This window comes from Peribacillus aracenensis (assembly GCF_025175645.1).
Classification (GTDB): Bacteria; Bacillota; Bacilli; order Bacillales; family DSM-1321; genus Peribacillus; species Peribacillus aracenensis.
Map to the genome: position 1 here is coordinate 1 of NZ_JANZMJ010000010.1, position 12,108 is coordinate 12,108.

At 39.8% G+C, this 12,108-nt stretch carries 10 protein-coding genes; 3 read left to right on the forward strand and 7 right to left on the reverse strand.

Going from position 1 to position 12,108, the window contains the following annotated elements:
* Positions 1-1,604: 1,604 nt before the first annotated feature.
* Entirely contained in the window at positions 1,605-2,174 is a 570-nt protein-coding gene (locus tag N0M92_RS11985) for a membrane-spanning protein (protein ID WP_311202547.1), read from the forward strand.
* Positions 2,175-2,194: 20 nt separating this feature from the next.
* The gene (locus N0M92_RS11990; protein WP_260285904.1) at positions 2,195-2,770 is read left to right on the forward strand and encodes a hypothetical protein; all 576 of its coding nucleotides are present in this window, start codon (positions 2,195-2,197) and stop codon (positions 2,768-2,770) included.
* Positions 2,771-3,009: 239 nt separating this feature from the next.
* On the opposite strand, the gene N0M92_RS11995 is transcribed toward N0M92_RS11990, so the two are convergent.
* Positions 3,010-3,480: an endolytic transglycosylase MltG gene (locus N0M92_RS11995; protein ID WP_260285905.1), complete on the reverse strand. Its 471-nt coding sequence runs from the start codon at positions 3,478-3,480 to the stop codon at positions 3,010-3,012.
* Positions 3,470-3,850, reverse strand: coding sequence for a hypothetical protein (locus tag N0M92_RS12000; RefSeq protein ID WP_228467446.1), 381 nt, complete (start codon positions 3,848-3,850; stop codon positions 3,470-3,472). The genes N0M92_RS11995 and N0M92_RS12000 overlap by 11 nt, the downstream gene beginning before the upstream one ends.
* A gap of 508 nt (positions 3,851-4,358) precedes the next feature.
* Here N0M92_RS12000 and N0M92_RS12005 point away from each other — a divergent pair.
* Positions 4,359-4,805 (forward strand): YwnF family protein, encoded by a 447-nt coding sequence (locus tag N0M92_RS12005; protein ID WP_260285907.1) that lies wholly within the window; start codon positions 4,359-4,361, stop codon positions 4,803-4,805.
* Positions 4,806-4,980: 175 nt separating this feature from the next.
* Here the strand turns inward: N0M92_RS12005 and N0M92_RS12010 are convergent, their stop codons facing one another.
* The 5 genes from N0M92_RS12010 to N0M92_RS12030 form a co-directional block, all read right to left on the reverse strand.
* Entirely contained in the window at positions 4,981-6,012 is a 1,032-nt protein-coding gene (locus tag N0M92_RS12010) for an aromatic ring-hydroxylating oxygenase subunit alpha (RefSeq protein ID WP_260285909.1), read from the reverse strand.
* 66 nt (positions 6,013-6,078) lie between these two features.
* Complete coding sequence (locus tag N0M92_RS12015; RefSeq protein WP_260285912.1) at positions 6,079-7,521, reverse strand: aldehyde dehydrogenase family protein; 1,443 nt, start codon at positions 7,519-7,521, stop codon at positions 6,079-6,081.
* Positions 7,522-7,624: 103 nt separating this feature from the next.
* A complete protein-coding gene (locus N0M92_RS12020; protein WP_260285913.1) occupies positions 7,625-9,058 on the reverse strand; it encodes an amino acid permease in 1,434 nt (477 codons plus the stop codon).
* 99 nt (positions 9,059-9,157) lie between these two features.
* A complete protein-coding gene (locus N0M92_RS12025; protein WP_260285914.1) occupies positions 9,158-10,333 on the reverse strand; it encodes a Glu/Leu/Phe/Val family dehydrogenase in 1,176 nt (391 codons plus the stop codon).
* Positions 10,334-10,414: 81 nt separating this feature from the next.
* Positions 10,415-12,079 (reverse strand): thiamine pyrophosphate-dependent enzyme, encoded by a 1,665-nt coding sequence (locus tag N0M92_RS12030; RefSeq protein ID WP_260285915.1) that lies wholly within the window; start codon positions 12,077-12,079, stop codon positions 10,415-10,417.
* Positions 12,080-12,108 lie beyond the last annotated feature (29 nt).

Consider the following 12,108-nt stretch of genomic DNA (forward strand, 5'->3'; position numbering starts at 1 on the left):
ACCCTCTAGTTATTAATATAGGGAACGCATATTTGATAAAAAAACGAGAAGTCGCTGGGCTGCATCGTGAAGATAGCTATTTTTCAAAGAAGGAGAAGTCATCAAAACATGAAGGGAAATTTAACAATCCAAGAGGGCAATAGAATAGAAAGCATATTAATAGAAATGAAACCTATTTGTAACGCAGGCATATTATTTAAAAAGACAAAAGTTAAATATTAAAAGTAGTCATAGAATTGATTTTGACAAGAGCTTTTACTCATTCACTAGTGTGCTTTGTCAATACCGGCTTACTTTTCCCCATTCAATAAATGATTTATTAGAGGACGATACGGCTGTTTTCATCTTGTCGTAGGAGATCTTGTTCCGGCAGCCCATTTAAAGTAGGGAAAGGCATTCATATGGCATTTCATATCCGTTGGAAACTCCACCTATTTCATTTGGAATAACTTAAAATCATGATGAATGCAATTTTTGGAGTTTACCATTCACCTCATATATTCCTACTTCCGCCCAATCCATCTGAGCTTGCTTTCCCGGTGGACTTGTTTTTTCGGCTGAGCCCGATAGGGGTTTAACAAACTCTCGAAGAATCGTTGTTTTCCCCCCATAACCCAAAGTCTGAATTTCTTCAAAAAGAACCATACTATTTGTCGTTCCTTCTTGAATTCTTTGCAGAGCATAAGGCTCTTAAATGTTCCGAATTTACTCTCCCTACCCTTTCACATAGTTGATTGAAGTACTTGATTTTCCTTTATGTATTTACTGACTGTTTTGTGATCAAACCCCGTTTCCTCGGCAATAGCTGTTTTTGTTCATCCTTTTTGATGTAATTCTCTAATCATAAAAAATTCCCCAGTCTTCAGCATCGTCTCAAACGCTCCAACTCTATTAAGTGAAGAGATGATTATCTGTTATTTTTGGGGAACTTTAAACCGTTGATAATGGGTAATTTAGCACCAATGATGACAGTGACCATTCAAATTAATTTATCTATATGAATAACTTGAACATGAATGGCCAAAAATAAGAAGTATTAAGAAAGCAAAAAGGTGAATACCTGAACGCTTCAACTGTTAATCATTTGTATTTAGTTGGAACGGTTATTTTACATTCCCCTTCTCCTTTAGCTGATTTTGTTAGCTGTAGTGTTGTCTTGAACGTTCGCTTTGGTATTGAAACTGTTACACGAACGTTGGAAATTTTCTTCATATCCCTTTTAATATTACTTACTAAATTAAAAAATTCTTTCATTAATCAAGTAATATACAAAACACCTAGCTAACATTGGAGCGTTTTACCAAAATCATTAAATTTTTTAATGATTTCCCCCTTAAAGTTCACTAAAAGAATAGAAGGAGAAATAGCTTTTTATACTGGACATTGATCAGAGGAATCATTTTAATTCTGGATATCTTGGTTTTTGGGCCACTATTAAGCCCATAAACGCTTAGGTAGCCAAAATGATTAAATAATGCGAGTTGGCGGCATATAAAGATCATCGTAAAAATATGCTAGAACTTCGATATAAAATCCATATTCACGGTTGAATTTGGGTTGAATACAATAGGATATGATCCAATGAATGTTATGAATGGGGTGGTATGTTGAAACATAAAATAATCATTATTCTTAGTTTAGTCTTTGTAGTATTTATGACTGTTTTACTCATCTTTTACCTCATTAAAGATGATTCTTCCCGATGGATGGTAGCTCTTGGGGGAATATTGGTAAGTGCCTTGCCTATTTCATTATTATTTGTTAAACGTAATCCCTTTAACATTCCGATCATTATTGGTTATTATGTTTTTGTTTTCTGTACGACATTTTTAGGGTCAATCGCAAATTTTTATGTGGATTTTAAGTGGTGGGACTCTACCCTTCATTTCTACAAGGGCATTTTTATAGGTTTTGTTGGAATTGCTCTCTATAAATTTTTCATCCCTCAATCGGCGAGAAAAGATGTTTCAAGGTGGGTCATCTTTCTATTTGTTCTCTCGCTTTCAGTCACTGCCTCTGTTCTTTGGGAAATCTATGAGTTCGCAGGAGACCAGACTTTTACTCAAACTATGCAGCGAGGAGGGAATAAAGATACCATGTACGATCTGATTTTCGGTCTTACTGGTGGTCTTCTTATTTCCATTTATTCTAGTGTACAAAAAATAAAATTTTGATAATTTGTTGAGGTAATCATATGAATCGTAAGCTAGTTATTTCATTAAGTTTAGTGTATGTCCTTTTCATGGCTGCTTTATCTATTTTTTTCTATTCAGCCGATGAAACTTTCAAATCACTGGTTTCGATAGGCGGTGTGGTATGCGGGGCAATTCCCCTTTTACTGGCCCTATTTACCAAGCTTCAATTCAACCTGCCCATTATCATTTCCTATTTAATCTTCTTATTCGGTTCACAATTTTTAGGTTCTATTTTAGGTTGGTATGGACTGGGGTGGTGGGACACATTATTACATTTACTAAGCGGTTCCCTTCTAGCTTTTACGGGTATTGCTTTATATGAACGACTGGTATACAGAAATGCAGGCAAAGAGATATCCCCTTGGTTTGTCTTTTTGTTTACCCTCTCTTTCTCAGCACTTGGGGGTGTCATATGGGAGATCTACGAATTCAGTTCTGATCAATTATTCGGAATGACACTACAAGGCGGAGGGAATAAAGATACAATGATAGATTTAATCGCGGATACTATTGGAGGACTTATCATTGCAGTGTGGGCCGGAGTGCGGACAAAGAATAAGTTAAAGAAAACATGAAAAAACGTTCCAGTTGAGTTCAGAAATCCGCTCCCTTACCGCCCACTGCCTGCCAAGACAACTCGCCGTAAACATCTAGCGGGGTCACGGCTAGCCAGTTATTCGGCAGGAGTGCCGCAAATTTCTTCAATCTAATGAGATTTCATTCCATATAAAACGAAAAGGGTTCGGGATGCAACCATTCCTGACACCCTTTTGACAAACAAAAACGACCATCTTATCGATGGTCGTTTTTATTTTCATTTAAATATGATGGAAATTATTTTTTCCGTCGTCATCGCACTATCTACCACATACGTTCCAGGTCGTAATCCGTTGGCCTTGCCTTTCTTTTCAACCGCGTTAGAAAAATCATTGGCATTCTTAATGACTTTTGCTTTTTGAAGGGTCTTACCAACATCGATGCTTGTCGAGCCTTTAGACACTCTCAGAACTGTACGGTATATGACTTTCTCTGTTGGTTCTTTTACATTTTCTTTTTCAGCTTCCGCTTTATCTTTAATTGACTTTGCTTCAGCAATCTGATCTTCCCATTCTTTTTCTGAGTGTATGACATACCCTTCAGAAACCAGAGTTTCTTTCATCTCATCTTCTGATAGTTTCTCCGATGTGCCGGTCGCTTCACTTGGACCAAAGAAGTACACTGCACCGCACAATCCTGCCGCAACAACAATGCCTCCGGCAAAGCTGCGCATTGATTTAGATGTCATTGGCCACAGTTCTCCTTTCATTTTTCGTTTTTATGTAAGGAGTAAGCATGCGTTCTATTTCATCTTCCGGCTGTTTTGTCTTCAGTGCGATGCTTTCAAATGAATAGCCTCGCTTATGTAGGTCGAGCACTTCACGCAACAAGATTCGCGTTTCGGAAGACATTGCTAGAACGCCTGCCTCTTGCACCGTAATTTCAGCATCTATCTCGATGTTCCTGATTTTTTCCTGTAATACATTCATTTCATCTCCAAAAGTGATAGCAACCTGTTCCAATTGACTGTCCACTTTTACAGAATCCTTTTTAATAAACGATAAAATGAACAGTAATACTGCTGCAGCAAACAAAATGATCAGAGCCCATTCCATCATTCTATGTCCCTCCTTAATCTTTGAATCTAATATCTCGCTTTCTAATTATATATTGATTCGTTCCAAAACTCGATTTAAAAGAACAAAATACCACAATAGTCACGTATTTATGACAAAAAAAGGCGCAGAGTGGCCATCCATAACGATTAATGATGAAAAAACGAAAAGAATGACTTCCATTTAAGGACCATTTTACCATAATCCATTCATCATTTATACCATTACTAAAATATTAAGGCAAATGATCTTTATTTGGCATCCTCATACTGCAAGAACGCTGTCTATCTGAGTTAGTTCAACACATATAATTAGGCATTTCATTCATCACCCACATACATCAATTTCGTTACTTTCCCCAAAAAAGTTCATGGGGTATATTAAATGACAAACACGTTTCCAAACGATAAGATATATATTATCAGGTTCCTTTTCCTGTTTCATTAAATAGGTACATTTTTTTTAGTGCCATATACTTATTGGGTTCATCCAAGATAATAAGGAGGAAACAATGAATATCAAAATAAATAATATACCTGGCTTCATGCAAGCCGAACTCGAACAACTTCAATCAACATTGTCCCCCTTGTTGAAGAAAAATATGAAATACGGTTTTTTTTCGACGGTGATGATAGGCTTTTCCATCATTAATCTTTTTTTTCTTTTATTTAAGAACGAATCTTTACCCATCTCGAAAATCGCACTTGGAATCTATGCATTGGTGGGAGCTGTAGGATTTGCCTTATTAAAAGAAAACAAACACAACCAAAGAGAAATAGTGAAAATGAGTCAAAAATATATGTTGGAAAGAATCAAAAAAAGCGGCTATTTAACAGATGCCAGAAAAAGTAACTACTTTAAGAGAATAAATGAGCATCCGCTTACTGCCATGAATGTTTTTTTTGAGTTTCTTGCTGAAGAACAACAATGGAAGAACCAATCCTCACACCCGGAATGAATAAAAGGCAGTTCGCAAATTTCATAACTTTATCGGTCGTCCAAAAAAGTCATCACAAATAAAACAACCAACCAGTATACTCCGGTATACTGGTTGGTTATTTAAGGGCTAATACATTAACAAATTCACTATGAACGATTCTTCTTTAAGCGGATTTCAATTGCCAGCTCAGTAGTTAGTTCTGGAGGTTCTTATTAATAAGTTCATGGAAATAAACTGCAGCATGTTCAGTTGGAGAAAAAATACCATTTGTAAATGCCTCGGAACTTAATCCTTTTTGCAATTTTTCCACCAGTTCATAATCTTCCTGCCGTACTTGATCGACAAATTTAAAGTATTCTTCTTTTTCTATGGTTGTTTTTTCATCGAGGGAGTAATCACGATAAATACCTAACGACGTCTCAGCATCAACAGGAATTACTTGAATGGTATTCACATTCCCATCTCCTGGATAAACGTTAATCATCATATTTGGCCAAACCCAATAAAAACGTGCTTGGTCACCCTCACCATTCTTGCTTACCGTCATATATTGATAGGTGAATTTGTCGTGTGTCGTTGTGCAAAAGTTTGATAAATCAAAAGATTTCGCAAAACCAGGATGAGCGATGGAACAATGATCACATTCAAGGTAATTGTCAACAACAGCTTTCCAATTAGCTTTAACTTCACGGCGGGTTTCCCTAACTAGTTTCAGTGAATCAAAGAAGGGATACTCTTTCATTTCCTCTAAAAATTCCTGATATGCTTCTGCCATGGAAGGTGCATTTTTGTCTAGATTGACAAAAATCATAGCATTCTGGACTTCTAAACGTATGGATTTCATACAGCTGTGTATGCCCAATTCATTCGTTTTAAAATTAGGAGCTCTATTTACACTTCCATCTAATTTGAACGTCCATCCATGATATCCGCATTGTAAAATTTTTTTATTTCCTTTATCGGAGTTTTCTACTTTCATTCCACGATGAGGGCAAATATTATAGAAAGCACGCAGTTCCCCATCGGTACCGTGAGAAACGATAATAGGCTCTCCGGCAATATCCAATGTCATGAAATCGCCCACTTTTTCAACTTGGCTTGCATGTCCTGCTAATATCCAGCTCTTTCTAAAAATTTTTTTCCTTTCTTCATTGAATACTTCTGGATCGACATACCGCGAATAAGGGAGTGTAGGGCTGAACTGTACATTTTCTTTAGTGGACATATTGAAAATCCCTCCTGAATTATGTTCTAATTTAAAAGTTTAAAAAACACCTGGTACAAAATGTTGTTATATCCGATCCATATAGACTGTCTTAACTTCTGTATAAAATTCAACGGCACTCTTCCCTTGTTCACGGCTGCCTGCACTTGAATTTTTACATCCGCCAAATGGCATTTGCGGTTCAGTTCCTGCTGTTTCCGAATTGACATGGACAAGACCCACTTCGACATCTTCAATAAACCTTTGAGCCGCCGTTAAATTATTCGTGCAAATCGCTGCGCTCAATCCATACTCTGTATCATTCGCCATCTTGACTGCTTCCTCATAATTTCCTGCCTTAAACAGGGCGATCACTGGTCCAAAGATTTCTTCACGTGCAATGCGGGCATACTGAGCAACATTTTCAAAGATAGCTGGTCGGACATAATATCCGTTCGTCAATTCCTCTTCAGTCGGAATCTCTCCTCCACACAATAGCGTTGCTTCTGATTTCCCAGCATCAATCATCTCAAGCACGCCATCGCGTTGTGATTTAGATACAGCGGGACCAATATATGTTTCTTCGTTGAGCGGGTCGCCCACTTTTAATTCTTTCGTCCGGGCGACAAGACGGTCACGGAATGCTTCATATATTCCTTCTTCGACAATCACCCTGCTAGTGGCTGTGCATTTTTGCCCTGTGGACTTAAAGGCTCCGCCTACAGCAATTTCCACTGCTTTTTCTAGATCAGCATCGGCTAGTACGACGAGCGGGTTTTTCCCTCCCATTTCCGTTTGCACTTTCTTCCCATGTTCAATCGCCTGTTTTTGAATTTGCTGACCTACTTGATTCGAACCGGTAAAAGATATAGCCTTCACATCAGGATGTTCCACTAATGCAGCACCAATTACGGAACCCCTTCCGAATACACAATTAATGACTCCAGCCGGAAGACCAGCCTCATCAAATGCTTTTAGCACATGATAGACCGACTTAGGTGTTAAATCGGCCGGTTTAATCACGACTGTATTCCCGTAAATCAGGGCAGGCGCCAATTTCCACACAGGGATGGCTATTGGAAAGTTCCATGGTGTAATCAACCCCACCGGACCGAGCGGAGTACGGGTTGTGTACAAAAATGTATTGGCATTCGCTGAAGGAATCACTTCTCCAAGTGGCTGCCGGGCTTCAGCAGCATAATATTCAAGAATGCTGGCAGCTCGATTGGCTTCCCCCATCCCTTCCAGAAATGTTTTTCCTTCTTCCTTTATCAAATCCCGCCCCACTTCCTGCATATTCTTTTTCAAAATATCTGCTGCTTTCTGTAAATATGAAGCCCTTTGCTGAAACGATAGTTTTTTCCAGGCAGGAAATGAATTTTTTGCGGCAGCCACTGCATCATGCAAATCTGCGGCCGCACTGGATGGGAATTCCCCTAAATTTTCTCCATTATGGGGACTAAGGTTTTCCTTATACTCCCCTGTAGTTGGTTCTTGCCATTTTCCGTTAATATAATTTAAGTAACGCATAATATTTCCTCCGTATTCTATTTTTCTACTTCTAATTTACATTTTTGCTTATAACCGGGATCTTCTAAATGGATCCTTCAACGATTCCTGCATTCGGGAACCTCTATTGAACAAAATCATTGGGCTGATCATTTGTTAAGGCTGGCACCCCCACTTTTACTTTTCTTCTCGCATATCTAAAATAGTAAAATATATAACAAGCAACGACGAAACCTCCCCCCCAATACAACGAATTACGCTGTGTCGAATCATAAGCGGTGAATATGAAAATTCCTAGACACATAAGGATGCAGAGAATCGGGGCAAACGGGAAGAAAGGTACTCTAAACTTAAGATTTTCAACCTTTCCTCCTTCTCTGATATATTGCTTACGGAATCTGTACTGTGCGAACGCAATCGCCATCCAGGTAAGTACCCCTCCAACCCCGCTTATAGAAAGTAGCACAACAAATAGCGTTTCTTCTGCTACTACACTTGTAAGTAAAGACAGTAAGGCAAAGACCAAGGTGACGAGTAAGGCATTAAATGGTACACCGCGTCGATTTAACTTTCCAAATAAGGGATGCGCCATTCCGTTTTGAGAAAGGGAGAAAAGGATCCTGGTACAAGCAAACAGACCCGTGTTCCCTACAGAGAGGACCGCCGTCAAAATTACGAAATTCATAATGTCAGCCGCATAAGGAATGCCTACCATTTCAAACACGGTAACAAATGGGCTTTCCAGCACCCCAGCTTCTTGCCACGGAACGATTGCCGATAGAACAAAGATTGCTAGAACATAGAAAAGCAGCACACGTATTACAATGTTTCGAATCGCTCTTGGAATACTTTTTTGCGGGTTTTCCGTCTCGCCTGCTGCAACCCCCATGATTTCTGATCCCTGGAATGCGTATACGACCGTCATCATCGATATAAACACACCCGTGAATCCTGTAGGAAATAGTCCATCACCCATAAAATTAGATAAAAACGGAGCAGGTTGTGCATCCATATGAATCAATCCAAACATCGCTGCCGCACCGATAATGATGAATAGAATAACAGCAAGTACTTTAATCCCTGAGAACCAGTACTCAGTCTCAGCGAAACTTCTCGTTGTTAAGGCATTTATAGTGAACAAAAGTACGGTAAATATCATACACCATACCCATACTGGTATATCAGGAAACCATCTAGCCATGAGTAAACCAGCCGCTACAAATTCTAAGCCTACGTATAGAGCCCAACTCAGCCAGTAAATCCAGCCAATGACAAATCCAGTGGCGGGTCCAATAAATTTCGTTGCATGGACCTGAAAGGAACCGGACACCGGCATCACTACCGATAATTCACCGAGACAAATCATCGCCAAGTACATTAATAAACCACCGAACAAATAGGCAATAATCGCTCCTGCGGGTCCGGCTTCACCGATCGCATAACCTGATCCCAGGAAAAGACCTGTTCCAATAACCCCACCTAAGGAGAGCATGAATAAATGTCTGCTCTTCATCGAACGCTGTAATTCTTTTGGCTGATTTTCATGTACTGTTTGCATGAATTCCCCCCCGTTTCTAATCGATAAACTGCTCTATAAATTTTTATGATTAACACAAGATAACGAGAGTTCCCATTATTCTGAAGTTAAACCGCATTATTATTGTGCAGATAACGCTTCGGAAGGTTCAGCATACTCTAGCAAGTCACTGATTGTCGGTTTAAATATTTCATAAGCTACTTCTCTTTGATATTTATTTTGGTTTTTTGCTTCTGTAAACAACTGAAACGTATTTTTCCTGCATAGTTTTTCGATATCATCAACGACAGCTTGCGGATTTGGTTTAACTAGTCCGAAAATAACCGCATCATAAAATCTTACCGCCCCCAGGTTGGCAACGAAATCATTGACAACATCAATTCCTCTTTGTTTTATGATTTCGTCTCCCTCAAAAGAAATGGGAATGTTTGCCGCTTCCACAATTAAGCTTGCTTTTACGCTTTGAGCATTGGATATGTGGATGACATCCTCTAGTGCGCACGGAATTAAAATGTCGCAATCTATATCGAGCCATTCCGTGTTCGGCCTTACATCATAATGCGGTTCAAAAAAGGCTTTATCCATTTCTCCGTACATATTCTTATGATCAATAAGCTTTTGGACATCTAATCCTTCTTCACACGTTACCAAAAGGGTTGCATCAGAAATTCCAACAACTTTATAACCTAACTGGGACATTTTCAATGCGCAGCTTGCCCCTACACAGCCGAATCCTTGAATGACAACTCTCGCTCCACCCTTTCCGCTTTTAAATTTCCAAGCCTCATCTGCCGAAAATGCTACACCATAGCCTGTTACAACATCGTTTAAAAACAACCCGTCAATTTTTGTTTTCAACAGTGCATCAAAGTCCTTTATCCCTTGTAGAACATTCGGATTCTGCTTCATTGATTTCGTAAGAGGGATATCAATACCAAATTCATTAAATATTTTGAGCACATCTTCATATTTGGTACCTAAATCACTGCCTAAAGATACCCCGATGTCTATATAAGGCATCATCGCAATTAGAAATCTTCTTAATACTGCATACGCGTCTGGCGCTTTATAGTCATAGGCAATACCCGCTTTACATGCGCCAGTCGTCTCAGATTCACCGGCTACATACTTATAAGCCATCGCCTCAGCTAACCTTTCGACCTCTTCTTTTGTGACAGTTGGATGCATTCTTGTACCGCCGCCTGCGTAGCCTTTAACAAAGTTATGCACGACCAGCCAACCTTTAGCATCTGTTTCCGTATCATTCCATTCCACAACTAAATATGGTTTTAACATCTGTGAAACCTCCCCAGAATCTTTTATTATTCCTACTAACTTCTAATGCAAAAACAATGTCAAAGTATATATGCCCCACAACTATTTGTTGGACAATAGATTTTGGTGTACTTCCTTCTTGTCTTGGCCTACAGATAGAATCTTGGGATTGACTGCAACTTCAATTACAGCCGGCAGCCCTGAATCAATCGCCCTTTGAAAGGCTGGCGCAAAATCACTATTTTTTTCAACCTTTTCACCATGCGCTCCAAATAAGCGGGCCAATTCGGCAAAATCAGGATTAGACAAGTCAGTTCCAACGACCCGATTTGGAAAATGCCTTTCTTGATGTACTCGAATTGTTCCGTAAATATTGTTGTTGACAACAATTGATATAGTCGGAATTTTATACCGTACAGCGGTTTCAATCTCTTGGAGAGTCATCATAAAGCCTCCATCTCCTGAAATGGATACAACATGTTTGTGAGGCTGCGCCAGCTTTGCCCCAATAGCAGCAGGCAGTCCATATCCCATCGCACCCGACGTTGGCCCCACGTATGTGTTTTCTTGCTCGAAACGGTAATATCTGGATAGCCACCCGAAAAAGTTGCCGGCATCATTTGTAATGATGGTATCCTTCGGCAGACAGACGGCAAGATCATGCATCAATCCGTCCATATCCACGAAGTCTTCTGTGTAATCGGCCTTCGGTTCTGAAAATTCCATATATTTATCATGCAATTCTTTCAAATGGTCTTCGCTTGAAATAATAGATCCTGGTTCTGGCGCTTGCAGTGCTTGTTCCAAGAAGCTATTTGCATCTGCTTCAATGGCAAGTGAAGGTGGATACACTTTACCAAAAATATCGGGACAAATATCCACATGGATAAGTTTTGAATTTTCAGAAATCAACGTGTAGTCTTGTGTTCCTACTTGAGAGAATCGTGTTCCTAATGCCAAAACTACATCTGCATCGCGGATTGCATCAAGTAAATATTGTGGTGTCCCAAACCCAAGCCATCCTGCATAGCAAGGATGTGAGTTCGGAAACGCGTCAAATCGCCGGAAAGCTGTAATGACAGGAAGTTTCATTGCCTCCACAAACTGTACAAGCAACCTGTTGGCCTTAGCATGAATCACACCCCCGCCAGCAATCAATACGGGACGCTCCGCGTTTCGTATCATATCCATCGCCTGCTTCACAACTTCCATATGTGGTTGAGGAGGAAGCGAGCGATAAGTTGGATTTATGTTCAACTCTGCCTCATCTTCTAACATGTCATGCGGCAAAGCCACCAATACAGGGCCCGGACGCCCCGATCTCGCAATATGGAACGCCCGTTGCAATAATTCCGGGATCCTTTCCACACGATCGATTTCTACCGTCCATTTACATAAATGACTGAATAAACCCGTCAAATTCACTTCCTGGAATGCTTCCTTTTCTTTAAAAGAGCGTTCGACTTGGCCAATCAACGCAACCAAAGGGGTTGAGTCTTGGGCGGCAGTATGAATGCCGATAGCTAAGTTTGTAGCACCCACTCCACGCGTCGCCATACAAACTCCTACCTCTCCCGAAGCCTTGGCATACCCTTCCGCCATAAAGGAGGCACCCCCTTCATGCCTGGCGGAAATAAGTTCTATTTCAGGATGTTGATATAGTGCATCCATTACACTAAGATAACTTTCACCTGGTACACAAAAAGCTTTTTTTACCCCTTCTTTAGCCATTACTTCTACGATTGCTCTTCCTCCACTGACTTTCATAATCAAGCCTCCCGCTTTCAAGTACGTGT

Excerpts from the sequence above, each read along its gene's own strand:
- N0M92_RS11985 (WP_311202547.1), top strand. The coding sequence starts at position 1,605 with ATGTTGAAACATAAAATAATCATTATTCTTAGTTTAGTCTTTGTAGTA.
- N0M92_RS11990 (WP_260285904.1), top strand. The coding sequence starts at position 2,195 with ATGAATCGTAAGCTAGTTATTTCATTAAGTTTAGTGTATGTCCTTTTC.
- N0M92_RS11995 (WP_260285905.1), bottom strand. The coding sequence starts at position 3,480 with ATGACATCTAAATCAATGCGCAGCTTTGCCGGAGGCATTGTTGTTGCG.
- N0M92_RS12000 (WP_228467446.1), bottom strand. The coding sequence starts at position 3,850 with ATGATGGAATGGGCTCTGATCATTTTGTTTGCTGCAGCAGTATTACTG.
- N0M92_RS12005 (WP_260285907.1), top strand. The coding sequence starts at position 4,359 with ATGAATATCAAAATAAATAATATACCTGGCTTCATGCAAGCCGAACTC.
- N0M92_RS12010 (WP_260285909.1), bottom strand. The coding sequence starts at position 6,012 with ATGTCCACTAAAGAAAATGTACAGTTCAGCCCTACACTCCCTTATTCG.
- N0M92_RS12015 (WP_260285912.1), bottom strand. The coding sequence starts at position 7,521 with ATGCGTTACTTAAATTATATTAACGGAAAATGGCAAGAACCAACTACA.
- N0M92_RS12020 (WP_260285913.1), bottom strand. The coding sequence starts at position 9,058 with ATGCAAACAGTACATGAAAATCAGCCAAAAGAATTACAGCGTTCGATG.
- N0M92_RS12025 (WP_260285914.1), bottom strand. The coding sequence starts at position 10,333 with ATGTTAAAACCATATTTAGTTGTGGAATGGAATGATACGGAAACAGAT.
- N0M92_RS12030 (WP_260285915.1), bottom strand. The coding sequence starts at position 12,079 with ATGAAAGTCAGTGGAGGAAGAGCAATCGTAGAAGTAATGGCTAAAGAA.